The sequence below is a fragment of the Tidjanibacter massiliensis genome, assembly GCF_900104605.1.
GTDB lineage: Bacteria > Bacteroidota > Bacteroidia > Bacteroidales > Rikenellaceae > Tidjanibacter > Tidjanibacter inops.
On record NZ_LT629960.1, the window covers coordinates 1,836,814 to 1,862,850 of the forward strand.

19 protein-coding genes are annotated in these 26,037 nt (G+C 56.6%); 9 read left to right on the top strand and 10 right to left on the bottom strand.

Going from position 1 to position 26,037, the window contains the following annotated elements:
* The first annotated feature begins 76 nt into the window (after nucleotides 1-76).
* The 3 genes from BQ5361_RS08815 to BQ5361_RS08825 all read left to right on the top strand — a co-directional run bounded on the left by BQ5361_RS08815 (nucleotide 77) and on the right by BQ5361_RS08825 (nucleotide 4,966).
* Complete coding sequence (locus BQ5361_RS08815; protein WP_035471362.1) at nucleotides 77-1,573, top strand: BACON domain-containing protein; 1,497 nt, start codon at nucleotides 77-79, stop codon at nucleotides 1,571-1,573.
* Between the two features lie 334 nt (nucleotides 1,574-1,907).
* Nucleotides 1,908-3,380, top strand: a complete 1,473-nt coding sequence (locus BQ5361_RS08820) for a BACON domain-containing protein (RefSeq protein ID WP_071425024.1) — start codon at nucleotides 1,908-1,910, stop codon at nucleotides 3,378-3,380.
* A gap of 86 nt (nucleotides 3,381-3,466) precedes the next feature.
* Nucleotides 3,467-4,966, top strand: coding sequence for a BACON domain-containing protein (locus BQ5361_RS08825; protein WP_161940446.1), 1,500 nt, complete (start codon nucleotides 3,467-3,469; stop codon nucleotides 4,964-4,966).
* 148 nt (nucleotides 4,967-5,114) lie between these two features.
* Here BQ5361_RS08825 and BQ5361_RS08830 read toward each other — a convergent pair whose 3' ends face one another.
* From BQ5361_RS08830 to BQ5361_RS08845, 4 genes are all read right to left on the bottom strand, one after another.
* On the bottom strand, nucleotides 5,115-6,128 hold the full coding sequence (locus BQ5361_RS08830; protein ID WP_035471355.1) for an aspartate-semialdehyde dehydrogenase: 1,014 nt from the start codon (nucleotides 6,126-6,128) through the stop codon (nucleotides 5,115-5,117).
* A gap of 127 nt (nucleotides 6,129-6,255) precedes the next feature.
* Complete coding sequence (locus BQ5361_RS08835; protein ID WP_022063968.1) at nucleotides 6,256-8,610, bottom strand: penicillin-binding protein 1A; 2,355 nt, start codon at nucleotides 8,608-8,610, stop codon at nucleotides 6,256-6,258.
* A 257-nt stretch (nucleotides 8,611-8,867) separates the two neighbouring features.
* Nucleotides 8,868-10,091 carry an NADH:flavin oxidoreductase gene (locus BQ5361_RS08840; protein WP_071425025.1) on the bottom strand — a complete coding sequence of 408 codons (1,224 nt, stop codon included), beginning with the start codon at nucleotides 10,089-10,091 and terminating at the stop codon, nucleotides 8,868-8,870.
* 36 nt (nucleotides 10,092-10,127) lie between these two features.
* Nucleotides 10,128-10,892 carry a DUF1295 domain-containing protein gene (locus BQ5361_RS08845; RefSeq protein WP_035471352.1) on the bottom strand — a complete coding sequence of 255 codons (765 nt, stop codon included), beginning with the start codon at nucleotides 10,890-10,892 and terminating at the stop codon, nucleotides 10,128-10,130.
* Between the two features lie 536 nt (nucleotides 10,893-11,428).
* Here BQ5361_RS08845 and BQ5361_RS08850 point away from each other — a divergent pair.
* Nucleotides 11,429-12,046, top strand: a complete 618-nt coding sequence (locus BQ5361_RS08850) for a porin family protein (protein ID WP_035471349.1) — start codon at nucleotides 11,429-11,431, stop codon at nucleotides 12,044-12,046.
* Nucleotides 12,047-12,060: 14 nt separating this feature from the next.
* Entirely contained in the window at nucleotides 12,061-13,500 is a 1,440-nt protein-coding gene (locus BQ5361_RS08855) for a TlpA family protein disulfide reductase (RefSeq protein ID WP_035471345.1), read from the top strand.
* Between the two features lie 83 nt (nucleotides 13,501-13,583).
* Here the strand turns inward: BQ5361_RS08855 and BQ5361_RS08860 are convergent, their stop codons facing one another.
* Together BQ5361_RS08860 and BQ5361_RS08865 are read right to left on the bottom strand one after the other, a co-directional pair.
* Nucleotides 13,584-14,744 (bottom strand): AraC family transcriptional regulator, encoded by a 1,161-nt coding sequence (locus BQ5361_RS08860; RefSeq protein ID WP_257525899.1) that lies wholly within the window; start codon nucleotides 14,742-14,744, stop codon nucleotides 13,584-13,586.
* Nucleotides 14,745-15,188: 444 nt separating this feature from the next.
* Entirely contained in the window at nucleotides 15,189-15,887 is a 699-nt protein-coding gene (locus tag BQ5361_RS08865; protein WP_154822287.1) for a Pr6Pr family membrane protein, read from the bottom strand.
* Nucleotides 15,888-16,347: 460 nt separating this feature from the next.
* Here BQ5361_RS08865 and BQ5361_RS08870 point away from each other — a divergent pair, with 460 nt between their 5' ends.
* The 4 genes from BQ5361_RS08870 (at nucleotide 16,348) to recJ (ending at nucleotide 21,515) form a co-directional block, all read left to right on the top strand.
* Complete coding sequence (locus BQ5361_RS08870) at nucleotides 16,348-17,769, top strand: hypothetical protein (protein ID WP_052130928.1); 1,422 nt, start codon at nucleotides 16,348-16,350, stop codon at nucleotides 17,767-17,769.
* A 404-nt stretch (nucleotides 17,770-18,173) separates the two neighbouring features.
* The gene (gene lipA, locus BQ5361_RS08875; protein WP_022063958.1) at nucleotides 18,174-19,058 is read left to right on the top strand and encodes a lipoyl synthase; all 885 of its coding nucleotides are present in this window, start codon (nucleotides 18,174-18,176) and stop codon (nucleotides 19,056-19,058) included.
* Between the two features lie 2 nt (nucleotides 19,059-19,060).
* On the top strand, nucleotides 19,061-19,795 hold the full coding sequence (gene lipB / locus BQ5361_RS08880) for a lipoyl(octanoyl) transferase LipB (RefSeq protein ID WP_022063957.1): 735 nt from the start codon (nucleotides 19,061-19,063) through the stop codon (nucleotides 19,793-19,795).
* A complete protein-coding gene (recJ, locus tag BQ5361_RS08885; protein ID WP_022063956.1) occupies nucleotides 19,755-21,515 on the top strand; it encodes a single-stranded-DNA-specific exonuclease RecJ in 1,761 nt (586 codons plus the stop codon). The genes lipB and recJ overlap by 41 nt, the downstream gene beginning before the upstream one ends.
* Nucleotides 21,516-21,657: 142 nt before the next feature.
* Here recJ and BQ5361_RS08890 read toward each other — a convergent pair whose 3' ends face one another.
* The 4 genes from BQ5361_RS08890 to BQ5361_RS08905 form a co-directional block, all read right to left on the bottom strand.
* Entirely contained in the window at nucleotides 21,658-22,143 is a 486-nt protein-coding gene (locus tag BQ5361_RS08890) for a GtrA family protein (RefSeq protein WP_022063955.1), read from the bottom strand.
* A 156-nt stretch (nucleotides 22,144-22,299) separates the two neighbouring features.
* Nucleotides 22,300-24,342 carry an excinuclease ABC subunit UvrB gene (uvrB, locus tag BQ5361_RS08895; protein ID WP_022063954.1) on the bottom strand — a complete coding sequence of 681 codons (2,043 nt, stop codon included), beginning with the start codon at nucleotides 24,340-24,342 and terminating at the stop codon, nucleotides 22,300-22,302.
* A 180-nt stretch (nucleotides 24,343-24,522) separates the two neighbouring features.
* Nucleotides 24,523-25,113 carry an RdgB/HAM1 family non-canonical purine NTP pyrophosphatase gene (rdgB, locus tag BQ5361_RS08900; RefSeq protein ID WP_022063953.1) on the bottom strand — a complete coding sequence of 197 codons (591 nt, stop codon included), beginning with the start codon at nucleotides 25,111-25,113 and terminating at the stop codon, nucleotides 24,523-24,525.
* Nucleotides 25,114-25,117: 4 nt separating this feature from the next.
* Nucleotides 25,118-25,984: an HAD family hydrolase gene (locus BQ5361_RS08905; RefSeq protein WP_022063952.1), complete on the bottom strand. Its 867-nt coding sequence runs from the start codon at nucleotides 25,982-25,984 to the stop codon at nucleotides 25,118-25,120.
* Between the last annotated feature and the right edge of the window lie 53 nt (nucleotides 25,985-26,037).

Here is a 26,037-nt window from a genome sequence, read left to right on the forward strand (position 1 = left end):
CACTCCGCCCGACCGGGAAGGCCGTTCCTCCCCCCGATAGACAACGACAAATCCGACCGATTAAAACAGAGAAAACATGAAACGATACGCATACTTATTGGCCGCAGCGGCACTGGCCCTGAACATATCGTGCACTGGCCCCGAAAACCCCGCACAGCCCGAAGCGACGCTGAAGGCGGAACCCGCATCGCTCCGCTTCGCCGCGGCAGCGGCACCCCCCCAGACCGTCACCGTCACAGCCGAAGAAACGGAGTGGACACACAGCATCCCAGAAGATGCCGGATGGCTGACGGCAACGCGCGACGGAGACCGCCTTTCGGTCAGCGTCGCGGACAATGCGGATGAGACCGACCGCAGCGCCTCCATCACCCTCAACGCCTCCGCCGTAGGGGTGGAACCGGTGAAGATAACGGTCCGGCAGGAGGCCGCGGAAGCTCCCGAACCGGAAAAGCCTTCGCTCTCGGTATCGCCCGAAAAGCTCGTCTTCGCCGCTGCGGAGGCACCGGGACAGGAGGTGACGGTAACCGTGACGGGCGGTATCACCTGGAAAGCATCCCCTTCGGGTGCCGAAGAGTGGATACATATCGTCCCCGCCGAAGGGAAATTCACCGTCACGGTGGACGACAACCCGGAGTCGCTGGAACGCAGCGGATACATCAACGTATCGCCCGGCGACAAGACGCTCGCCACCTGCCGCATCTACGTGACACAGGAGCCCAAAGCCGTGCCCGCCTCCATCACGCCGCAACTACCCGAAGGCACGACCCCCGAAGAGGGGCTGACGGTACCTTTCACGGCCGGAATGAGTGTTCTCCCGGTAATGGTCGCCCCCGAGAACGCCCAATGGAGCGTCCGTGTCGAGGCTGACGGCACGACCGACCCTGCCTGGCTCTCGGCGACCAATGTGGTAGCCCCCTCGCAGCACACCGTACACTATGCCTATACGGTCAATGAAACGGAAACGCCGCGCACGGCCTACCTCGTCCTCACGCATGCGGACGACAGCGTGGAACCCGTCAGGGTGAAAGTGACACAACGCGGCAAAACGGACGTCAACAGTACGATATACGAAGACATCGAATCGCACCCCACCCAAATCATGGCCGAGGTAATGGCCAACAACGACTGGCGCGACTTTCCCTTCGTACAGTGGACACTGAAGCTCTACACCGACGGCATCACTTACGATACCCTTTGGGGACGCTGGGGAGGCACAGGCGACCGCATCACAATTAAGATGACCGGTTCGCCGCAGCACGAAGACGAAGTCGTGCTCGAAGAGATGACCTACGAAGTCGTACCTTACGAAGAATACAACAAGATGCCCGCATCCGACCGCAAACCGGGTTGGGTATGCGCGGCACAGGGCAGCGGCAACGACGAATATCCCTCCGGAACCTGGCATCAGGTATACGAGAACGGTTCTATTACGGGGTGCGCCAATGCCGTCGGCGGTACGGTGACCGTCACCCGCAGCGGCGACGACTACACCATCACCTGGGACTTTACCAGCGATGCCGGATGCAAGGTGACCGGTTCCTATACCGGCCCGATTGAGATACAGCGCTCATAATCCATTCGACCTTTCATGCACAGGAGGGTTCCCGACAGCGGGAACCCTCCTTTTTGCTGCCGGCTCCTCCACACCGCCGGACCTGCCGGTCAGGAAAAGATACCCGTTCCATCCGACGGACGTATCCGACCGCCGGAAACAGGGCAACCCATCCCCTCACCTTACATACCGCACTTCCTCCTTGAAGTCCCATTCGACGCATAAATCAATAATATGTTATTTTGTCATTTCCATAATTGTTAATATTGTATATACAGATAGCATGCACTGTTAATTATCGACACTTCAAAAACAACAAATCTCAAAAACAGAAGATTATTTAACCTTGAACCTCATGAAAAAGCATGTTTTTGCGTCGGCAGCCTTGCTGCTGCCACTGTTCGGAGGACTCGTCGGATGCACCCAGCCCGGACAAGACGAAGTACAGTACATCAAAGTGAGCATGGCCTCCTGTTCGTTCCGCGGCGTGGATGCGGAACCGCTCCGGATAGAGGTCTCGACCAGTCCCGCAGCGTGGAACGCCGAGCCTTCGGCGACATGGATACGGATTGTGGAAAAAACGGACAACGCCCTCCTGCTGACCGTAGACGACAACATGTCGGCAGCCGAACGCACGGGCGAAGTGACGATAACGGCAGGCCAGGCCGAACAATCCATAAAAATCATACAGGTAACCGACCACACCCTGCAGTCGACCTACAATACGACCGGAGAATTCACCATGGGGGCGGTCATCTCCCCCAATGCCCGGTATGTGGGCGGATATACCTGCATATACGACACCGAAGCCGGCAATTGGGTCAATCAGGTCGTCATCATAGATATTCGGAACGACAAGAAATACATGCTCGACCCGTTCCCGGACACTCTCTACCCCCTCTATGACCCGTGTGCGATAACCGACAGCGGTAACGTCTTTTTCCACTGCGAGGACGGAAAAATAGTCATGTTCAGCCTCAGCGGGGATGTCACGGTGCTCGACAACATTCCGGGAGCCGGCAAACCGTGGCTGTCGCAGGTCGCCTCGGACGAGAGCGGCGTATGGGTAGGTTTCTGCCTGGGCGGCGAAACCTTGTACTCCCCCGTCAAATGGACGGACGGCGTACCGGAAATACTCCAGAAACCTGAAACCACCTATCGCGGTTACGGCTGGTATCAGGGCTGCATGGCACGCGGATGCAGCCTGGACGGTACCGTCATCTACGGCACCGCCTGGGAAGGATTGGACTCCGGCCTGATGTGGTGGGACGCAGAGGGCAACGTCCGCTGGGTAGGCGACGAACTCCATAAAATCAAACCGGTACAAATATTCGACCAACAGACCCAAACCTATTACGACACCAACCTGGTGGACGGCATCAAGGGTAACAGTACGCCGTACTCCATCAGTCCCTCCGGCCAATGGATTGCCGGTACATACCAGACCGAAGAGCTCAGTGAAAACAAAACCGAAATCATTTACACGGCATGTCCCGCATTTTACGACACCGACAACGACCAAACCTACACTTTCCCCGAATACAGCGGTGCGGCGGGCCTGGGAGCCACGGACGACGGCATAGGCATCATCGGCATGGACGGTGCGGGCGGCATCGTGAGTTCGACCGTGCTGATTGACATCGCTACGGGTGTCCAGATTTCAGAAAGCACCGACTGGATATACGAAAACATGGGAATCATCATTCCCGACTACTCCCTGCTCGAATACATATCCCCGGACGGACAGGTGGCTTTCGGCTACGACCTCAATGGTACGGGCGGAGAGATGATGCGGAAATGGTATGTAGCTCCCAAGCCACAGAATTAATACGCTACCGTTCCGCCGGTCACGGCTCGTATACGGAAGAGTCCGGCGGAACATCATACGGCATTAACCTATTTACAACCGAAAACATGAAACGATACGCATACTTATTGGCCGCAGCGGCACTGGCCCTGAACATATCGTGCACCGGCCCCGAAAACCCCGCACAGCCCGAAGCGACGCTGAAGGCGGAACCCGCATCGCTCCGCTTCGCCGCGGCAGCGGCACCCGCCCAGACCGTCACCGTCACGGCCGAAGAAACGGAGTGGACACACAGCATCCCAGAAGATGCCGGATGGCTGACGGCAACGCGCGACGGAGACCGCCTTTCGGTCAGCGTCGCGGACAATGCGGATGAGACCGACCGCAGCGCCTCCATCACCCTCAACGCCTCCGCCGAAGGGGTGGAACCGGTGAAGATAACGGTCCGGCAGGAGGCCGCGGAAGCTCCCGAACCGGAAAAGCCTTCGCTCTCGGTATCGCCCGAAAAGCTCGTCTTCGCCGCTGCGGAGGCACCGGGACAGGAGGTGACGGTAACCGTGACGGGCGGTATCACCTGGAAAGCATCCCTTTCGGGTGCCGAGGAGTGGATACACATCGTCCCCGCCGAAGGGAAATTCACCGTCACGGTGGACGACAACCCGAACGCACTGGAACGGAAAGCATCCATCAACGTCTCCCCAAGCGACAAGACCGTTCAGACCGGCAGGATATACGTCACGCAGGAAGCCGCCGCCGTACCGCCTTCGATAGAACCCGTACTGCCCGACGGAGCCACCCCGGAGGAGGGTCTCGAACTGCCGTTCACCGCAGGGGTCGTCAAATTTGCGGTTAAGGCAGCTCCCGAAACGGCACAGTGGTCGGCTTACGCACGGGACGAAAACAACCAAGCACCGGACTGGCTGACCGTACACGCAGTCGTAGCTCCCGAACAGCACAGCATCATCCTCGAATACAAGATAAACGATGCCACGGAGACCCGTACCGCCTACCTGTTCCTCCAGCATGAATCGGAAGAGACGGAACCCGTTAGGGTCACCATCACCCAAAAGGGAAAATCGGATGTCAACAGTACGATATACGAAGATGTGGAGACCGGCCCGATGCTTTACAGCCGGGTAGAAGTAATGGCCAACAACGACTGGCGCGACTACCCCTTTGTACAGTGGATACTGACACTCTATACCGATGGGCTGACATACAACAAGTTATGGGGACGCTGGGATGGCTCGGGCGAACGTATGCGGATACTCCTGCTCGGTTCGCCTCAGCACGAGGACGATGTGACACTCGAAGAGATGACTTATGAAATCGTACCTTACGACGAGTACAACAAAGAGCCCCTTACCGACCGCAAGCCGGGATGGGCATGCGGCAGCTGGGGCGACGGCAAAACCGTCGTCTATCCCGCCGGAACATGGTATCAGGTCATCGAAGCGGGCAAAGCGACCCAATGGGCCAGCGCAGAAAGCGGTACGATAACTGTCAGCAAAAACGGAGACGACTACACCGTATCGTGGGATTTGACAAGCGACGCCGGATGCAAGGTGACCGGTTCCTATACCGGCCCGATAGATATCATCCTTTAAGTCCGAACCTTCTAATCGACAGCAGGGAGGGAGCCCGATACCGGGGCTCCCTCCCTGCTGTTTCCGAGATGTCCGGACGCCTCCTCACCCGCCGGTGCAGGCCGCGAGAAAAGGCCGGAGACCACAAGACGTCCGACCGCGGCACATGTTACCGCCCGAGCCGACCAGCTCCGACAAGGTACTCGGCTATCTGTACGGCATTCAGTGCGGCTCCCTTCAGAATCTGGTCTGCCACGCACCAGAAGGTCAGCCCGTTGGGGTTGGCAGTATCCGTCCGGATACGCCCCACATACACGGGATACCTGCCCGCCGTGAAGAGCGGCATGGGATACTCCTGCCGAGCCGGGTCATCCATGACAACGATGCCTTCGAAACTCCCGAAAGCCCGGCGGGCCTCTTCCGGAGCGACGGGCCGCTCGGTCTCCACCCATACGCTCTCCGAATGGGCCCGCATGACGGGTACGCGGACGCACATGGCGCTCACGGCCACATCCGAATGCATTATCTTCTTGGTCTCATTGACCATCTTCATCTCCTCCTTCGTATATCCGTTGTCTGTGAATACATCTATCTGCGGGATGAGATTGCCGGCGAGCTGGAAGGCGAACCTCTCCACACGGGGCGGCCGTCCGGCAGCCATATCGGCATACTGCCCCTCCAGCTCGGCCATCGCGCCGGCCCCCGCGCCGCTGGCGGCCTGATAGGTCGAAACATAGACGCGGCGGATATGGGAGATATTCTCTATCGCCTTGAGTGCCACGACAAGCTGGATGGTAGAACAGTTCGGATTGGCAATGACGCGGCGGGGTGCATCCAACGCATCCTCCGGATTAACCTCCGGCACCACGAGAGGCACGTCGGCATCCATGCGGAACGCGCTCGAATTGTCTATCATCAGCGTCCCGTGTTTCGTAATGGTCTTCTCGAACTCTTTGGAAGTACCGCCGCCCGCCGATACGAACGCCACATCCACCCCCTTGAAATCGTCGTTGTGGCGGAGCTGCTTCACCTGCACCCGCTCGCCGCCGAACTCATAAAAACTGCCCGCGCTGCGCTCCGAACCGAACAACAGCAACTCATCCACCGGAAAATTCCTGTCTGCCAATACCCTCAGGAACTCCTGCCCTACGGCGCCGCTCGCGCCGACAATCGCTACTTTCATTTTCGATTATGTTACAATTCCTTCTTTCCCGTCCATCGTACGCCCCCACTCTCCGCAGGTTGCGGCACCCGTTCGCCGGTTTGCCCGGCCGGGCCGCACAGAACGGCGACATCAGACCGACCCCGCATCAGTCGAAAAACTCGTCGTCGCCCGAATAGCCCGTCCCCTCCGCACTGTCGGGGCAACGGTACTCTATGGCTCCCGGCGGACGGTAGAAACGGTCTGTCCTCCGCACTCCCAACGAGGGGTCGGCATACACTCTCTTCATGAACTCCCCGAATACCGGAAGCGCCAGCGAAGCGCCCTCCCCCCCCGTCACCAGGTGGGCGCTTTGGTCTTCGCAGCCTATCCACACACCTGCGACGAGGTTGGGTGTCACGCCCATGAACCACGCGTCGCGATTCTCCTGCGAGGTACCCGTCTTGCCGCCGACCTCCACGTCGCGGAAACCGTACACGTTGCGCAAACGGACACCCGTCCCCGCTATGACGTTGTTCTGGAGCATCTGCACCATCGTATAGGCGGTCTGCTCGCTGATGGCGTCGCTCACCGCAGGTACGAAGCTGGCGATGACGTTCCCCTGCCGGTCTTCGATGCGTGTAATGAATATCGGTTCGGTAAATACCCCCTTGTTCACGAAGGTACTGTAAGCCCCCACCATTTCGAACAGCGATACGTCGGCCGTACCGAGAGCCAGCGAATTGACCGGGTCGATATAACTGTGTATCCCCATCTGGTGGATGAAGTCGGCGACCGCCTTCGGGTCTTTTGCCTGCTTCATTATCCAGGCCGAATAGTTGTTGCGGCTGCGGGCAAGCCCCCACCGCAGCGGATGCAGCACGCCGTCGTACTCCACCCGGCCCGCCTCCTTGGGCTGCCACGGCTCCATATTCTCCGTTTCGAGCGTTACGGGAAGATTGGGCACCATGGTGCAGGGCGTCATGCCCATATAGTCGATTGCGAAGCAGTAAACGAACGGCTTGATGGTGGAGCCGATATGCCGCTTGCCCTGTTTCACCATGTCGTATTTGAAATATTTGAAATCCGGACCGCCTACATAGGCCTTGACATGGCCCGTATTCGGATTCATGGCCATGAACGAACCGCGCATTATCTGCTTGTGGTGCAGGATGGAGTCGCGGGGCGTCATCAGTGTATCGACCTCACCTTTATAGGTGAAGATGCGCATACGTACAGGAGTACGGAAATCCTCCTCTATCTCCTCCCTGCTCGCCCCCTGCTTCACCAGGCTGCGGTAACGGTCGGTATAGCGCATGGCATTCTGGATGATGCGTTCGGCCGCTTCGTTGGAGGTCTTGATGAAGAGGCGCCCCGTCCGCTTCACCTGGGCATCCATGCGGGGCTGAATGGCGGCGAGCTGCTGGCAGAGAGCCTCCTCGGCATACTCCTGCATGTCGTAACTGAGGGTGGTATATATCTTGAGGCCGTCGCGGTAGATATCGTAAGGGGTTCCGTCCGACTTGAAGTTCTTGCGACACCAGCCGTAAACGGGATTGCTCTCCCACCGTGCCAGTTCGGCCTCGTAATCCCTGCCGTACTGTTTTTTGGTCGGACGCGGCATGTTGAGCACGTTGCGCACCATCTCCCGGAAATAGGTCGCTATCCCGTCGTTATGCGAAATAGGTGCATACCGGAGCTCTATCGGCTCCTGTTTCAGCGAATCGAGCTCCCCGCGGGTAATGTAGCGGTTTTGCTGCATACGCGTCATGACCGTATTGCGGCGGGCAAGCGCCCGTTCGGGATTGCGCACGGGACTGTAACGCGTCGGCGCATTCACCACCCCCACCAACAGGGCCGCCTCCTGTACGTTCAGCTCGGAAGGCTCCTTGTCGAAGAAGGTCTTGGCCGCCGCCTTGATGCCGTAGGCATTGCTGCCGTAAAAAACCGTATTGAGGTACATGGCGACTATCTCCTCCTTCGTATAGTTGTACTCCAGCTTGACGGCAGTCACCCACTCCTTGAGCTTGGTGACGACCATCCGTCCGCCGCGCACGAGCGGATTGCGGTAAACGGTGGTGTCGCGCGGAAAGAGGTTCTTGGCGAGCTGCTGCGTGATGGTGCTGCCTCCCCCCTGACTGCGGTTGCCAAACGCGAGCGTCTTCACCGCCACACGGGCGAGCGAAATGAAATCGATGCCCGAATGGCCGTAGAAGCGGGCATCCTCGGTGGCGACAAGGGCGGCGACGAGGGCGGGCGACAGCTCCTCGTAATCGACATACGACCTGTTCTGTATGAAGAACGAACCGAGCAGACGGCCGTCGTCCGCATATATCTCCGTAGCCAGGTTGCTCTTCGGGTTTTCGAGCTCCTCGAACGAAGGCAGCCGACCGAAAGCTCCCGACGCGGTAAGCACCAACAATACCAGAAATATCCCTACCGGAATACACAGAATGGTCCAGAACCATTTCGTGAACCGTCTGGCACGTTCCTCCTTTCCCAATTTCTTGCCTTTTCCCTGCATAATCCTGCAAATATAGCTATTTACCGCCTATGTATACAGGCAGTGTCGCAATAAATTTATCCTGAAAAGATATTTATTTACATTTTGCGGTTTTTCACGCCGAATCCGTTAAAAGAGGACTGCCGGACGACGGAATACCTACTCCGTCTCTCCCTTAAACGACTTCGGGCCGCCACCGCTCCTAAAGAACGGTGTACGGTCCCGAATATTTTAACCGCGTTCCGCAGGAGGCGGGCCCAGACCCGCCTTCTGCCACATCACTTTATCCGCTCCATCTCCTTCCGCAGTTTCGCCGGCAGGTCGGGCACGTGCTTGTGGCACTTCATGTCGATGGTGTACATACGCCCGATGCAATAATTCTTGTGTTCGCATCCGCTGCTGCATGCCATATCGCCGTCGTTCTCCCGCATCCGGTTCACAAAGTCGGGCTGCGTGACCAGAGCACGCCCCATCTGCACGAACTCGAATCCGCTGTCGAGAACGGTTTCGACATTGGCCCGGCTGACCACTCCGCCCACATAAACCAACGGCAGCTTCAACTCTTTGCGGAAACGGAGCGCATCTTCGAGAAAATAGCACTCCTTGAAAGGGACGGTGGGTATCATCATACGCCCGGCGAGCTTGACCCCTACCTTCAGCCACGGAATATCCATATAGTAGGTCAGCGTCTTGATGGGCATCTGCCCCCGCATGACATACATGGGTGCACGGCTTACGACCCCGCCGCTGAGCACCAGCGCATGCGCACCGCAGCGTTCGAGCTCCCTGGCTATCTCCAGCCCTTCGTCCAGCTCGATGCCCCCCTTGAATCCATCGCGCATGTTGGTCTTCACGAGTACGGCCATATCGCTGCCGGCGGCCTCCATCACCTCATTCATCGCCATCTTCATGAAACGCATGCGATTCTCCAGCGAGCCGCCGTACATGTCCTTGCGGTGGTTGGTATAGGGCGACAGGAACTGACTGAGCAAATAGCCATGCCCCGCATGCACCTCCACGGCATCGAATCCCGCCTCACGGGCGAGGCGCACGGCATGTCCGAACGCCTTTGCCACCTCCTCTATCTCACCGGGCCGCATACCGCGCACGAAAGTGGGCGAGTAGATATTCAGTCCGCTGGAAGCCGATATGGGTAGCTGCCCCGCCACGCTTTTCTTCGACATGTTGCCGCAGTGACCTATCTGAATGGAGGCGGCCGCCCCCTCCCGGTGTATCGCATCGGTAATCCGGCGCAGGCCGGGCACTATCTCCTCCCTCATCCACAATTGCCTCTTGAAGGAGAGGCCGTTGCGCGTTACCGACGCATAGGCGAGCGTCGTCATGCCGATGCCGCCCCTGGCCACGGAGACATGGTAATCTTCGAGCATCTGCGTCGGCGAATTGTTCTCGCACATGCTCTCGAACGCAGCGGAACGAATAGTACGGTTGCGGAGCGTCAGCGGCCCTATCTTGGCCGGAGTAAAAAGAAGCGAATTTTTCATGTCGTCAGAATACTAAGTCTAAGTCGTCTGAATCTATCAAAATATAAAAGGCAGGATACTTTTTCTGCCGAGCCTCCGGAACTCGTCGCCGAACTCGGCCTCGTAACGTTTACGCAGGGAGACGGCGCGGGGCGCGAGGTTGGCGAACGTCCACAGGGCGAATACCGCCCCCGACCACGACCATGTGAGTACCGCGAACCCTACCCACTCCACGAACTCGCCGAAATAGTTGGCCGAACTCACCCAGCGGAACATTCCGCCGTAAGGGATATGGTGAGCCGTATCGCCGGGGCGGCGGAGGTTCCGGATGATATGGTCGGAGTGTATGTTGATGACCATGCCGGCGATGAAAACGGCCGTCCCGACGATGAACTGCGGGGTTTTGAGCCAAGCAAACGTATAGAGCCCCTCCGGAGCGAGGTAGAATATCCAGCCGCCCTGCATGACGGCGTTCACCATGTTGAAGAGGATTCCCATGGCGATAATCGCCAACGGCATCCTGCCCCGCCCCTTCAGCAGAAAGGGAAAGATGAAAGCCCGCTGGAAATAGTGGAGTTGGAACAGGAAGAGAAAACAGAGCGGCGCCGCCTCAAAACGCCTGTCCGACATCAGCCACAGCACGGTCATCAGCAGGAAGACGGGCGACTCCATCACGAACCAGCCCACTTTGTTGGATACTGTCTTGCCCCACTTCCGGTTCAGCAGCATGCCGTACCCGGCATCCACGAAGAAAAGCGCGATGAAAACCACTACGGCCAGCACAGCCATGACGATAAGCAAGATATTGAATGCCTGCTGCATATTTACTGTACATTAGACACAAATACAGGGAACATTCCCAACGAGAACATAAGGTATACCGGCTGCATCGAAGCCGCTTTGCTAAGCAAATATAGGAATATATTCGATGAAAACCGAACGCAATCATCGAACAACAGCCCAGTCTGCGGGCGCAGACACGATTCGGTCGAGGCAAACACGAAAGAACTGCAAAGACTGGATGCCGCCTCTATATGTGCCGATACGCCGCTCGGAGGCCCTCACAGAACATAACTCCGGCTGCAAACAGAGAAAACCGCATTTCCCGGGAGTTTTATCCTGATAAATCCGACAGGAGCGGCCGATGCCGCCAAGGGCAGAAACGAAAATTGCCCTCAGTATTTTTATATGATATATAGTTATTTACAATAAGACTTGAACGATAAGACGCATCGTACAATCCGGTCGTTTTCTCCTTTGAAGAAAAAGCGGGCCGTTTTGTACGAAACGACATGCCGACCCGGCAGTCGTGCTGCAAATTTGCATCGGAAATCAATTAACACATAAAAAACAAAGAAATGAAAAGGATTTATTTAGTATGTATGGCCATGCTCGCCATCTTTTCCATGACTTCGGTTTCTGCCCAGGAGTTTCGCCACGGTTTTTCATGGGGCATAAAAAGCGGCGCCAACCTGAGCACCCTCATAACGGAGTCGAAGATTCTGCAGGAGGATGACCATATTGCATCGCGCTGGGGGTATACCGGCGGCGGTTTCATCAATTACCGTTTTTCACGGCGCTTCATGCTATCCTTCGACATCCTGTTTTCCGGCAAGGGGTTTAAAGCCGACCTCATCCCGGGTATCACCGATGCCAAATTCAGACTGAACTATCTGGACCTCCCCGTATTGGCCAACTTCTACGTCTATAAGGGATTGGCCCTGAAGGTCGGCTTACAGCCGTCCATTCTGCTCAATGCCAACGTGAAAGGCAAACTGATTAAAAAACAGCCGGTTCATTCACGTATCCGCAGTTACGACTGTGCGGTACCTCTGGGCATCTCCTATGACTTCACCGACCGGCTCATACTCGATATACGATACACAATGGGAGGATACGGGGTACTCAAGAATCTTGACATCAACAACCTGAACAACAACTCCGTCCTCTCCGTCACCATCGGGTACAGACTTTAAAAATACGATACGGTATGAACAACAAAGCAACAAAAGCCCTCTCCTCCTGTATCTACCTGCTGGCTGTCGGAAGTATCGTCGCAGGTACCGTCTCTTGTAAAGGGCACCTCTTCAACAAGGAAGCCGTCATCTCCGGAGTAATCAGAAACCTCGATGACAAACAACTGCTGCTTCTGCAGGAGGAGAGCGACAGCGCGGATACCATTTCAGTAAAGGCAGACGGTACTTTCCGATACCGCTTTGCCGTGGAGGGACCTTCGGGAACCTATCTATTGTACATTCCGGAAACCTCCACACCGGTCTATCTATATGTGCGGAAAGGTGCCCGCATACGTATCAGGTTCGATGCGAACGAACCCGGACAGCCGCCCACCCTACGCGGCAATGTGGCAAATGAATGCGAAATCGTCCGCAGGATGAACGAAGCCTTTTCGGGTGACGACCCCGAAGAAATCGCCCGGATGAGTTTCCCGGAGTACCGCAAAAAGCTCATGGACGAATACACGGCCGTCGTGAAACTGCTGAAAAAGGTCAAAGACCGGAAATTCGCCGAATCGGCCCTGAAGGAGCTGACGGCCCGCAGGGACTACAACCTTTACTGTTACCGCGCCAGCTACAAACTCTATGTCGCGCCCGAGGGCGACGTGGAGGATGCGATGTTCTGGGACTTCGCACGGAACATTGACCTGAACGACATAGCGAATGCCAGAAGCGGTCTGACGGAACTCGTGTTGGTGTGGGACATGCAATCGGCGCATATCGAACGCTCCGACCTCAACGTGTTGAAGGAACTGGCGCGAAGAGTCTCTAATCAAGAGGTACTGGACTGTCTCTCGGGAGAGTGCATGTATTCCGCTCTCCTGAACGAAACCGCCGTCGAATCGCTGGAAGAAACCTATGCGCTCTTTACCCGAATATGCCGGGACACCGCCACACTGCAGGATATGGAACAAGCCTATGAATCGAAAATAACGGCCATCCGGAAGTTCGGCCCGGGCAAGGAACTGCTCGACCTGGAGATGGAGGACCGGAACGGCACGAAGGTAAACCTTTCCAGCCTGAAAGGAAAAGTCCGCTATGTCGACGTATGGGCCTCCTGGTGCGGCCCCTGCCGTTACGAAATGCAGTTCCTCGAAGAGCTGGCGCAACGATACGAAGGAGACGACCGCCTGGAAATAGTCAGTCTCTCCATCGATACGGACAGGGAGGCATGGCTTCAAACGGCCATGCCCGACCGACCGGGTTGGAAACAATACCTGGCCACACCCCAATCCCGACAGGTCCTAGAGGAGGAGTACAGCATCACGGCAATCCCCCGTTTCATGCTGTTCGACGGACATAACAGGATTATCGACATACACGCTCCCTCGCCCTCCGATGAGGAAGAAATTGACCGTATGTTACAGGAGTGGCTGGGCCCGGACGGGAACAGTACTGCAAAACGACAACCTTGATTGGAACGGAACATCGACAGGCCGCCCGGAGATTTCGGGCGGCTTCGCCGTACCGAAACGATGGGCAGTTCTTCCCGTCCGATTTATCTGCCGGGGGAGCTGCTCATATACCTTTTCCGGTACTCCGAAGGCGACACCTCCATACATTTCGCAAAGGCCCTGCGGAAAGCGCTGGTCGAATTGAACCCGGCCAGTTCCGCTATCTCGTCAATGGTCATCCGGGAATCCGTCTCGAGGAGACGCCGGCTCTCCTCAACCCTGAACCGATTCACATAGTCGGAGAAAGAGACTCCCAGCGCTTTGTTGAACAACTGGGAAAGATAGGTCCTGCCGATAGGAAACCTCCTTTGCAAATCGGACAGGCGCAAATCGCCCCGAAGGTAAGGCTTCTCCTCCCTGAACCACTGTTCTATCTCTTTCACATAATTCGTTCCGGTGAGGAAACCGATTCCGGTATCATTCGCATCCGCCCCTTCGTCGGGACACCGCCAACCGGCCCGGAAAGATACCCTCCACGGTACCTCTTTCAGGAACAGGGCCCGGTAGAAAAAATAGTACCACAAGACGAGGATGACGACCTTGTCGATTACATACAGCAGCGTATTGTGCGTGAACAGCAGCACCAGATAGAAAACATACAAAGTCGAAAGGATGAGCATAATCCTTTGCAGCCAGCGCAAGTCGTAATTTTCCGGGTCGGATACGTTTTCCCGCAACATCGCAGAGTACGCCCGACCGTCGCGGATTGTCAGGTAGGACGGGATGAGCATATACAGAATATTGCACGCTATCAGCGCACCCCGGAACAATATGTCGATATCGGAGAAGGAGAGCAAATCTCTCGGGCTGTAATAAACCGGCATTTGCCGACGGTAAACGTAATAAACTCCGAAAAGGAGCGAACAGACGATGACCGGAGAGAGGAAAAGAATAAAACGTCTGAATGTAAGGAATCCCGGACGCAGAATCTCAATGATGTAGCATGTAGTGACAGCCATCCCGAATCCTCCGATAATGAGGATAAGCGGCTGGAAAAGGGGCTTGGAACTGTCCAGCCAAGGATTGACCGCCAACCGGAAAACGATTAACACCGCCCAAAGCAGCATACCCGCCCCAAGAATGGATTTGGCTCTGCTTCTCCGCGGGTGTGCCAACAGGGTAACTCCTCCGAACACACACAGACCCAGAATCATCAGGCTCAGAATCAACTGGATATTCCTCAACGTACCATCGAATTCCATCATACGACAATCCAGATTCCGGAAATCAACCATAAAACATGACGCCGAACATCTCGTACCGACCTACCCGCCTGCCGGACGCCGTACCCCCGAACAGAAATTCATGTGCCGGACAGCCTCCCGAAACGGCAAGCGGCAATTACCCTCAACCGTCTCGATTCCAGCATGCTACCCCGCCTCCCTGCCTTCGGAGGCCGTATAACAAATATAGAATATCACTTCCAACATTCCAAAAGATTCCCGAATTTTATCGATTCATAAAATCGATCTTTTACGGTACCCGCCTCTTGCCGTTGCCCCGGCAACGTACCGTCCGGACAGCCACAGCCCCAAAGGGCGACCTCTTTCGAATGCGGCCGGAAGGAACGCCCCGCCTTTCCGAGAAACAGAACCTGCCGACGGTATACCGTCGGCAGGTATTCGGCAATCGCAACCCGAACGGAACCGTCAGTCCCGCTCTTTCAGATGCATACGCTTCATCCGCCTGCCCAGCCGCGACAGGCCGAGGTCGATGAAATACATCAGGTAGGCGAGCACGAACATGCCGAGGGCCGCGAGCAGCGCATTCCGGGCCACGATGCCCACTCCGTGCGCCTGTATGTCTATGAAACTGTAAGGATAAGGGCTTGACGTTCCGCCTATGTTGCCGGCGAACGGTGCCCGGATGAGGATATAGATGAAATAGGCCAGCGGGATAAGCAGCCAGGAGGCGGGGTCGTAACGGCGCCAGCGCCCCTTGGGACAGAACAACAGCCAGTCGAGCAGGGCCATCAGCGGAACGATGTAGTGCTGCACCATGTTGAGCACCGAGTAGAAGCTGCCTCCGTTTCCCATCCGGAACGCTTCGGGCCGCAAAATGAAGTGATATATCAGAAACGTGACCGTGATACAGAAAACCACGGCCCCCTCGGCCCGCGGTCTCCACGTCACCGTATGGCGCCCCCGGGCCAGCTGCCGGACGTTGAACACCAGCGACGCAAGGAAATAAAAGAAGCAGACCGCATTGCTGAGTACCGTATAATAGTTGAAATCGCCCCACTTGCCGGCCGCCATATGGAAATGGAGTCCATATGCCGCCGCGATGACCAACAGCGTCTTATAGAGGATGAAAAACCAGTTGCTCTTTACATACATATCCTTTGTCATTTAATTCGTATCAAGAGGAAACCGTGAGTCTCCCTCCCGGCATCCTTCGCAGCCCCTCGGCAATTCCACGGATACCCGTACCCGGCATATCCCCGAAACGTTGCTTCAGAAACAAATTTAAAACCAATCTCCGCAAAAACAAAGCGTATGCCACTCATCCTGCCCAGTTTTCCCTCTGTTCAAGCCGTTTCCCCCACCCATCCTACTTCAATATCTTACCTGAATACATTCGGACCGAACGGCCCGGCTGGAATACCCGACACCCGGAAACATCGAATAAATATTCCGAAACGACAACATAGACTCCTGCTACAAACCGTACACACATTCTCCATACGCTTCATATATACAACTAAATGACGGATTATTTTCAAAATAATCGGCATATATGCTATATTTCCAAATAAAAAGATTAAATTGCGACATAATTCATTTCACTAACCGCTAACAAAGATTTCCTATGAAAAGACTGACTTCGATTTTTATTGGATTCCTTGCCTTCGCTTTTGGAGGCTGCAAAGAAACGCCCCCTGCACCCCCTGCGCCCCCAACCGTCGGCCCGACGCAACTTGCAACCCCGGCCGTAACGCTCGGAGCGATTACCCCGACTACCGCCGCCTTTTCGTGGAAAAAAGTAGAAAACGCCGACGGATACGAATACACGATAAAACGGGAAGAGACGACGGTCGTCAGCCAGAAGGTTCCCGACGACGAAACGGAGGCTGTCGCAGAAGGGCTGGAGAGCGAAACCTCTTATACGCTGGCTCTACGGGCCTTGGGCAACAACGAATACGAAGACTCCTCCTGGCGTGAAATCTCTTTCACGACCCGGGCCGATGAACCGGAACCGCCCAGCCATGTCGCAATTCCGGACAAAGTCCTCGAAAAATATCTTTTCGACAACGGCATCGACATGGATTCGGACGGCATCATCTCATTCGACGAAGCCGCCGCTTTCACTGCGATAGAGATGGGATACGATTATGCCGAGGATGCGACCGACGCCAATACGGTAAAAAGTCTGGACGGGCTGCAATACTTCACTGCGCTGGAAACCCTCAACCTGAAATTCCATCGCGTCACGGATGCCGCACCGATAGAAGGACTGACAAATCTCCGGGCCCTGAACCTCGGCGAGAATCCGATAACCGCCCTCAGACTCGACCAACTGGGCCAACTGACGGACCTTCGCCTGTACGGCACCGGGATATCGGAACTGAATCTGAGCAAAACGCCCGAAATGACGGTATTGTACCTGCAGCGTACCGCCCTGACCGACCTCGATTTGTCGGTATTGCCCAAGCTGGAAAACGCTTACATAAACGAAGCCCGACTGACCTCCCTGCGTGCCGTCGGGCTCGACAACCTCGTCCGGCTGGATGCCGTAAAAAACCAACTGACGGAGCTGACGGTAGCCGACTGCGCCGAATTGACGGAACTGCACCTGAACGACAACCGACTGACCTCACTCTCCCTCTCCGGACTGCCCAAACTCATGCGGCTCAACGTGTACGCCAACAAACTCACCGCGATTGACCTCACGGAGCTACCGTTCCTGATGTGGCTGTTCGTCTTCGACAACGAACTCGGCGAACTGGACCTTTCCGGCAATGCCGCCCTGCGGGAGCTGTACGCCAGCAACAACCCCGTCAGGGAAATCGATTTGAGCATCCATGAGAACGTCGAAATTGTGGAACTGCAGGATATGCCGGTTCTGGAACTCATCAACCTGAAAAACGGCTATTGCAGCGACTGGGCAGAATATTATATCGTACAGGGCAATACGTCGCTCAAAAAAGTAATCGTAGACCCCGGATACGAACTGGAATACGTGAGCGGCCTCTTCAAAGACAGACCCGAAGTAAGCGTCGTGACGGAATAACACGATGCTCTTTCAAGCACGGCAGGCGGGGTGAGGATTGTTCGTCCCGCCTGTTGCAATACAACAGTTCTGTCCGATACACTCCTCCAGTCGGGAAGGTTCCAATCTTCCCGGTCTGCTCTGCAATCCCGCCAAGACGCAAGCCGAAACATCCATACCCTGTCCGCACCGGATGCAGCACTCCTCGGCCATTTGCCGGTCTTTCGGAACAAATTATCCGTAAACTGCCCCGTCCCGGCATCTCCCGACAGCCGGAAATACTTCTGCGGCAAATACATTACATCTCTCAGAAAACCGGTACCCAACCGTCCCGACAGGAATCCGTCACGAATTATCGGGCCGGGCTATGGAAAATCCGAAAATTATAATTACTTTTGTGTCAATTGGAAAAATAGTGAAAGTCAATGTCTGATACTTATGACAAGGTAGCGAAGAATATAAAACCCGGCTGGCTGAAGATAAAACTCCACAACGACGTGAAATACGCCGATGTTTCGAAAATCGTGGAGAAACACGGACTGCATACGATATGCGACAGCGGAAAGTGCCCCAACAAGGCCGAATGCTGGAGCAGGAAGACCGCCACATTCATGATACTCGGCGATGTCTGTACCCGTTCATGCAAGTTCTGTGCGACCAAAACCGGTAAACCGTTACCTCCCGAACAGGGCGAACCCGAAGAGGTCGCCGAATCCATACGCCTCATGGGGCTCAAACATGCCGTACTCACATCCGTGGACAGGGACGACCTACCCGACGGAGGAGCCGGCCATTGGGCCGAAACGATTCGTGCCATCCGGCGCGTGAATCCCGACACCACCATCGAGGTGCTCATTCCCGATTTCGACTGCCGCAAAGAGCTGCTCGACATCGTCATCGACGCCGCACCGGATATCATCGGCCACAACATCGAGACCGTCGAGAGGCTGACACCCCTCGTACGTTCGCGGGCCCGGTACCGCACTTCGCTGGAAGTACTCCGCTACATCGCCTCGCGCGGCGCGGTGGCCAAAAGCGGCCTCATGCTCGGCCTCGGAGAGACCGAAACCGAGATACTGGCAACGCTCGACGACCTGGCCGATGCGGGATGCTCCATCGTCACGCTGGGCCAGTACCTGCGTCCCACCATGAAACACTACCCCGTGGCGGAATATGTCACTCCGCAGAAGTTCGCCATGTACGGCGACCTGGCGCGGATGCGGGGATTCCGATATGTGGCGAGTGCCCCGCTGGTCCGTTCCTCCTACATGGCCGAAGAGGCCCTGCTCAACTTCCGAAAAGAGGACTGACCATGGAGACGCCGAAGGAGAGAGTGATTTGCCGCGACTTGGGCGTTATGGATTATGCCGGCTGCTGGGAACTGCAGAAACAGCTTTTCAACGACCTGCTGGCCTCCAAGAGCGGAGACGGACGGAAAGCGGAGCAATATTTGCTGCTGTGCGAACATCCGCCGGTCTATACGCTGGGCAAAAGCGGCCATGAAGAGAACATGCTCGTGGCCGAAGATTTCCTCAAAAGCAAAGGTGCATCGTTCTACCGCATAGACCGGGGAGGGGACATCACGTTCCACGGCCCGGGACAGTTGGTGGGCTATCCCATACTCGACCTCGAACGCGAGGGCATCGGACTCAAGGAGTATATCCACTCGATTGAGGAAGCGGTCATACGGACGATAGCCGACTACGGCATCAGCGGTACCCGTGTCGCAGGAGCGGCGGGGGTGTGGCTGACCGAAGGCGGCCCGATGCGGAAAATAGCCGCAATCGGAGTACGTTCGTCGCGCTACGTGACGATGCACGGTTTCGCGCTCAACGTGAATACGGACCTGCGTTGGTTCGACTACATCAACCCGTGCGGTTTCTCGGACAGGGGGGTGACCTCCATACGGAAAGAGACGGGAACCGAAACGGACCTGAAAGATGTGGCAGGCCGGTTCGCGGCGCACCTCGAAAAGATTATAAATATTAAAATAAAAATAGAAGATTATGCCTATCGAAAAACGTTGGGTAATCAAGCCCCAGGGTGACCCGCAGAAGGTGGACGAACTCGCCACCGCTACCGGAATCCCGAGGGTGCTTGCTAACCTACTCGTACAAAGGGGCATAGACACTTACGACGAAGTTTCGAGGTTCTTCAGTCCGAAGCTGTCGGACCTGCACGACCCGTTCCTGATGAAGGATATGGAGAAGGCGGTTCGCAGGGTGGACGAAGCCGTGACGCGCGGCCAGAAAATCATGGTCTACGGCGATTACGACGTGGACGGAACCACTGCCGTGGCTCTGGTTTACATTTTCCTTCGCCAGATGGGGATGGAAGAGCTGCTCTTCTACATACCCGACCGTTATACGGAAGGGTACGGCATCTCGAAACTTGGCGTGGACTATGCCAAAAAGAACGGAGTAGACCTCATCATCGCACTCGACTGCGGCATCAAAGCCGTCGAGAAAGTGGCCTATGCCAACCAGCTCGGAATCGACTTCATCATCTGCGACCACCATCTGCCGGGAGAGGAGATACCGGCCGCCGTGGCGGTACTCGACCCCAAACAGCCCGGAGACGACTATCCTTTCGACGAACTCTCCGGCTGCGGAGTTGGATTCAAACTCGTGCAGGGATACTGCCAGTACAAGGGCATTCCGTTCGAAAGCATCGTGGGTCTGCTCGACCTGGTCGTGGTGAGCACCGCGGCGGATATCGTACCGCTCGTGGGCGAGAACAGGATACTGGCCCATTACGGTCTCAAAAAACTGAATGAGAAGCCACGCAAGGGGTTGCAGTCCATCATCAAGATTTGCGGTCTGGAGGGGCATAAAATCACGATAGACGACATCGTGTTCAAGATAGGACCCCGCATCAACGCCGCCGGCCGCATGGCCGTGGACAGGGAGGAGGACATGTCGGCTCCGTCGGGCGGACACGCCGCGGTCAACCTGCTCGTGGAGCGCAACGAAGACCTCGCCGACGAGTTCGGCATCTTCATCGACAGCAGCAACCAAGCCCGCAAAAGCATCGACCGCTCGGTAACGCAGGAGGCACACGACTACATCCGCAGCCACCCGGAGTACGCCATGATGAAGAGTACGGTGATTTACAATCCGAAATGGATGAAGGGCATCGTCGGCATCGTGGCATCGCGCCTCATCGAAACCTATTACCGTCCCACGGTGGTGCTTACCATGAGCAACGGATTCGTTACCGGTTCGGCCCGGAGCGTTCCGGGCTTCGACCTCTACCAGGCGGTAGAGTCGTGTGCCGACCTGCTGGAGAATTTCGGAGGGCACATGTATGCCGCGGGACTTACCATGAAGCCGGAGAACATAGAAGCGTTCATGCACCGTTTCAACGAATACGTGGAGCAGAACATCGACCCGAACATGCTCATACCCCAGGTGGAGATAGATTCCGAACTCCTCTTCAGCGACATCACGCCCTCGTTCCGCGCGACGCTGGAAGCCTTCCAGCCTTTCGGACCCGGCAATACGGCGCCCGTATTCGTGACGCGGGGTGTAAGCAACCGGGGCGATGCAAAACTCGTGGGTGCGGAGAAGGAGCACCTGCGCATGGACCTGACACAGAAACAGAAACCCAACACCACAATAGCCGCCATCGCATTCCAGCAGCCCGCCTACCTCGAATGGATACGGAGCGGCCGGCCCGTGGACGTCTGCTATACCGTGGTAGAGAATCACTATCGGGGGAAAACGACGCCCCAGCTACGCATCAAGGACATCAAGATAGTCCGCTGAGACCGGGCCGGCAGCGACCGGCCCGCATACGGAACAGGAGAGGCCCTGCGGAATATGTTCGCAGGGCCTCTCCTGCAAATATTGCGATACGGATGCCCTCAACTCCCCGTGTCGCAACTCCTCTTTTCGTATCGATACGACGTCAGGCACTACCGTCCTCCCGGTCGGGTCTCATCCCCGCGGTACGGAAGGTAAAGAAACGGGCCGTCAGGTAACTGTAAACCACCACGACGGCATCCGTCAGCGGTCTCGCAAGAGGTGCATAGAGGTGGGCAGCCTCGACGAGCAGTTTCAGCAGCAGGTAATTGAGCAGAAGCGCACCGCCCGCCTGCAGTACGTAACGGAGAAGCTGGCGGCGGCCGCTGAGGGGCGATAACGAGAAAGTCACGTTGCGGTTCAACCAGAACCCGGTGAAGAACGTTATCACGAATTGTACGGCCAATGCCAGAACATGGGGAGACATCACCACGAAACCGAGGTCGAGGTAGCACCCCCGTATCACATACTTGTAGAGCAGGGCATAGAGCACCCACCCCAACAGCATGTTGATGCCGCCGCATACGGCATAGCGGAACGTTTCGAGAGGAATTATCCTCCTCAAAGGCTTCACGTAGAAGAAATCTACCATCCTGGTTATTATCTCGGCCGCTTTCATTTTCCTCTCCGTCCGAACGGTTGCCGCATCCTCCGTCCGCCGACCGCACCGTTCACTTCCTCCTTCGCACGAATCAGAGCAACCTCCCTCCGCAGTGTGTACGCATTATGGCATGAACCGTTCATCCCCTCACTGTTTTCGTTTTTTGCCGGATACCTCCTGTTCCACCCGCAGCTTCTCCTGAAGGGAGTACATGTGGTTGCGGTACTTGGCAGCGGCGATAAAGTCGAGTTCCGCCGCCGCTTTCTCCATCTTCGCACGGGCATCCGCGATGGCTTCAGGCAGGCTCATGGCGGAGTAGGACTCATTGATGTCGGCCGCTATCGCAAAACCGCTTGCCATGGGATAGGGCGAGCTGTCGCTTTCGGCAAGGTTCAGCAGCAGGTCGTTCCCCGCCTTGCCGCTCTTCTGCGCCTGACGCGGCACAAGACCGTGCTCCTCGTTGTAACGGAGCTGTTTCTCCCTGCGGCGGTTGCTCTCGCTGATGGCCAGCTGCATCGCTTCGGTGCGCCTGTCGGCATACATGATGACCTGTCCGTTCACGTTGCGGGCCGCGCGGCCCGCTGTCTGCGTCAAGGCCCTGTCGCTGCGCAGGAATCCCTCCTTGTCCGCATCCATGATGGCCACGAGCGATACCTCCGGAAGGTCGAGCCCCTCGCGCAGCAGGTTCACGCCTATGAGCACATCGAACGAACCGGCCCGCAGGTCTTCGAGAATCTGGATGCGTTCGAGCGTCTCCACTTCCGAATGGATGTACCGGTTGCGGATGCCGATACGGTCGAAATACTTCGACAGCTCTTCGGCCATGCGCTTGGTCAGCGTGGTGACGAGTACCCGCTCTCCCTTCTCGGCCCGGAGCTGTATCTCGTCCACAAGGTCGTCTATCTGATTTTCGGTCGGCCGCACGGAGATGGGCGGGTCCACCAGACCCGTCGGCCGGATGAGCTGCTCCACGATGGCCCCTTCGCTCTTGGTAAGCTCGTAGTCGGCCGGCGTAGCGCTCACGTAAATGGAAGTACCCGCCAGCGCTTCGAACTCGCTGAAGGTGAGGGGACGGTTGTCCTTGGCCGCCGGGAGCCGGAAACCGTACTCCACGAGGCTCTCCTTGCGGGCACGGTCGCCGCCGTACATGGCCCTTATCTGCGGAATGGTTACATGGCTCTCGTCGATGACCAGCAGGTAGTCTTCCGGAAAGTAGTCCAGCAGGCAGAAGGGGCGCGTCCCCTCCTTCCGTCCGTCCAGATAACGGGAATAGTTTTCGATGCCGGAACAGTAGCCGAGCTCCTTTATCATCTCCAGGTCATACTCCACGCGCTGTTTGATACGCTGTGCCTCCATCATCCGGCCCGCCTCCTCGAAGAAGCGGATTCGTTCGCCGAGGTCGAGCTGTATCTGTTGGATGGCCCGGTTGGTGCGTTCCCGCGTCGTCACGAACATGTTGGCGGGAAATATCGTCACCGTGTCGAGTCTTTCGAGTACCTGTCCGCTTGCAGGGTCGATGCGTGCGATTTGTTCCACTTCGTCGTCGAACATCGAGATGCGGTAAACCGAATCGCTGTATGCCGACATGACGTCGATGACCTCGCCGTTCACCCGGAAGGTACCGCTCTGGAGTTCCGCCTCGGTGCGGGTATAGAGGGCATCCACAAGAGCGTAGAGGATTTTCTTGCGGCCGGGAGCCTCGCCTGCCGTCAGTTTCACGCTCGAAGCGTGGAAATCCTCCGGGTTCCCGATACCGTAGAGACACGACACGCTCGATACCACGACAATATCCCTGCGCCCGGAAAGGAGCGAGGCCGTGGTACGCAGACGCAGTTTCTCTATCTCCTCGTTGATGGAGAGGTCTTTTTCGATATAGGTATCGGAGGCCGGAAGATAGGCTTCCGGCTGGTAATAATCGTAATAGGAGACGAAATACTCCACGGCATTCTCCGGGAAGAACGACTTGAATTCGCCGTAAAGCTGTGCCGCCAGCGTCTTGTTGTGGCTTAGGACGAGCGTGGGCCGCTTCAACTGGGCGATGACATTCGCAATGGTGAATGTCTTCCCGGAACCGGTGACGCCAAGCAGGGTATTGTGCCGGCTGTGCCCGTTGATGGAACGGACGAGTTCGGCGATGGCCTCGGGCTGGTCGCCGGTCGGTTTATAATCGGATACTAACTTGAAATCCATGCTGCAAAGATAACGATAAGGAAGGTGTATCAGACCTTATAGAAACGGATTCCGAGACTCCCGCAGTATGGAGACGGCACGAAGAACCTTCCCGTACACCGGGAAAGCGCTCCGCCATCCGTACCGTACCGATTGTTTGCCCGACCGGTCGGCAGCCCCGACCTCGGAACGATGCGGATATCAGACTTCCCGCCTCTCCTGCATGAATTCCGCAAAGCGGCGGACGGCGATGGCCCTGTGGCTGATGGCGTTTTTCAGTCCGGCGGGCATCTGCGCGAAAGTCTCCGCGTAACCGTCGGGTATGAAGACCGGGTCGTATCCGAAACCCTCCCCGCCACGGGGCGACTCCGCAATGGTTCCGTTCACAATCCCTTCGAAGGTATATTCCTGTCCGTCGAGTATCAATGCGACGACTGTCCGGAAACGGGCGCGGCGGTCGGAAACCCCTTCGAGGTTGTGCAGCAGAAGCCTCACGTTGGCTTCGAAGTCATGGCCTTCCGTAGCGTAACGCGCGGAGTGTACGCCCGGCGCACCGCCCAGCGCCGCAACTTCCAGACCGGTATCGTCGGCGAAACAGTCGGCACCGCTTCTCGCATGGACATAACGCACCTTCTGGAGCGCATTGCCCTCGATGGTGGGCTGTTCCTCCGGAATCTCCTCCGTAATACCTCGCTCGCGCAGCGTGACGAGCCTGTAACCGTCGCCGAGGATGGCTTTTACCTCCTCCAGCTTATGCGCATTGTTCGTAGCGAACAGAATCTCTCTCTGCATGATGTTACTCTTCGCACTTGCGGTTCACTCTGAGCGACTCCGCCATGAGCTTTATCTTGTTGTCCGTATATATCTTGTCAATAATGGTCTTTACCAGCTTGTCTATCTCGCCCCCTTCGGTATAGTCCGCCGGGCAGACGTAGGTCGCACGCCCCTCGTCTATCAGCTTCCTCATGGCTTCGAACGAACCCTGGTGGGCGGGGTTATAGACGGCTATCGAGTGTCCTCCCTGCGACTTGACGAGCCGCATGCAGGGGATGTCCGTCGTCCCGTCGCCGATGAATATCATGTGCTTGAACTGCACGGGCCGCTTCTCCTCCTCGAGGTACTGGTTCACCAGTTTCGTATCGCTCACCGATTCGACACCCTTGTTTATCTTGTAGATGAACTGCGTCTTGTTGGTATAGTTCACCCCCACGGCGGGCCAATAGGCAGCGCCTTCGTCGTCGTACAGGAACGAACTCGCGTAGATGTTCTTGAACTCCCGGGCGATGTCCGTCCCTTCGATAATTTCCTTGATGCCGGAGGAGTTGATGTAGTGCTGTACGTCGATGCCCCGCCCGGCGCCGTATGCGTTGATGCGGCCGAACCACTCCCGCACGCCCCGGTAATAGGTTATCTTACGCCCCGACTCGCGGAACGCTTCCCGCTTGAGCGAAAGCCCTTTCCGGCGGGCGCACTCAATCATCTTCGCCATATAGGTCAGTATCGGGTCGGCATCCTGCGCCTTGGCTATCACGTTGCTCTCCTCCCAAAACTCGGCCGCACTCTTGCCGACGGCAGGAATAAAGTCGTACTCCTGCATGTTGCCGGGTGCCAGCGTACCGTCAAAGTCGTATATCAGCGCTACCGTAACGGGTTTATTCTCCATAATCCATAATATCTAATGACGGGAAACTCTCTGCCGCATTCCGGGAAAACGTC

What these genes read in the sequence shown, in the direction of transcription:
- BQ5361_RS08815 (WP_035471362.1), top strand. Translation starts at nt 77, where the DNA reads ATGAAACGATACGCATACTTATTGGCCGCAGCGGCACTGGCCCTGAAC.
- BQ5361_RS08820 (WP_071425024.1), top strand. Translation starts at nt 1,908, where the DNA reads ATGAAAAAGCATGTTTTTGCGTCGGCAGCCTTGCTGCTGCCACTGTTC.
- BQ5361_RS08825 (WP_161940446.1), top strand. Translation starts at nt 3,467, where the DNA reads ATGAAACGATACGCATACTTATTGGCCGCAGCGGCACTGGCCCTGAAC.
- BQ5361_RS08830 (WP_035471355.1), bottom strand. Translation starts at nt 6,128, where the DNA reads ATGAAAGTAGCGATTGTCGGCGCGAGCGGCGCCGTAGGGCAGGAGTTC.
- BQ5361_RS08835 (WP_022063968.1), bottom strand. Translation starts at nt 8,610, where the DNA reads ATGCAGGGAAAAGGCAAGAAATTGGGAAAGGAGGAACGTGCCAGACGG.
- BQ5361_RS08840 (WP_071425025.1), bottom strand. Translation starts at nt 10,091, where the DNA reads ATGAAAAATTCGCTTCTTTTTACTCCGGCCAAGATAGGGCCGCTGACG.
- BQ5361_RS08845 (WP_035471352.1), bottom strand. Translation starts at nt 10,892, where the DNA reads ATGCAGCAGGCATTCAATATCTTGCTTATCGTCATGGCTGTGCTGGCC.
- BQ5361_RS08850 (WP_035471349.1), top strand. Translation starts at nt 11,429, where the DNA reads ATGAAAAGGATTTATTTAGTATGTATGGCCATGCTCGCCATCTTTTCC.
- BQ5361_RS08855 (WP_035471345.1), top strand. Translation starts at nt 12,061, where the DNA reads ATGAACAACAAAGCAACAAAAGCCCTCTCCTCCTGTATCTACCTGCTG.
- BQ5361_RS08860 (WP_257525899.1), bottom strand. Translation starts at nt 14,744, where the DNA reads ATGATGGAATTCGATGGTACGTTGAGGAATATCCAGTTGATTCTGAGC.
- BQ5361_RS08865 (WP_154822287.1), bottom strand. Translation starts at nt 15,887, where the DNA reads ATGACAAAGGATATGTATGTAAAGAGCAACTGGTTTTTCATCCTCTAT.
- BQ5361_RS08870 (WP_052130928.1), top strand. Translation starts at nt 16,348, where the DNA reads ATGAAAAGACTGACTTCGATTTTTATTGGATTCCTTGCCTTCGCTTTT.
- lipA (WP_022063958.1), top strand. Translation starts at nt 18,174, where the DNA reads ATGTCTGATACTTATGACAAGGTAGCGAAGAATATAAAACCCGGCTGG.
- lipB (WP_022063957.1), top strand. Translation starts at nt 19,061, where the DNA reads ATGGAGACGCCGAAGGAGAGAGTGATTTGCCGCGACTTGGGCGTTATG.
- recJ (WP_022063956.1), top strand. Translation starts at nt 19,755, where the DNA reads ATGCCTATCGAAAAACGTTGGGTAATCAAGCCCCAGGGTGACCCGCAG.
- BQ5361_RS08890 (WP_022063955.1), bottom strand. Translation starts at nt 22,143, where the DNA reads ATGGTAGATTTCTTCTACGTGAAGCCTTTGAGGAGGATAATTCCTCTC.
- uvrB (WP_022063954.1), bottom strand. Translation starts at nt 24,342, where the DNA reads ATGGATTTCAAGTTAGTATCCGATTATAAACCGACCGGCGACCAGCCC.
- rdgB (WP_022063953.1), bottom strand. Translation starts at nt 25,113, where the DNA reads ATGCAGAGAGAGATTCTGTTCGCTACGAACAATGCGCATAAGCTGGAG.
- BQ5361_RS08905 (WP_022063952.1), bottom strand. Translation starts at nt 25,984, where the DNA reads ATGGAGAATAAACCCGTTACGGTAGCGCTGATATACGACTTTGACGGT.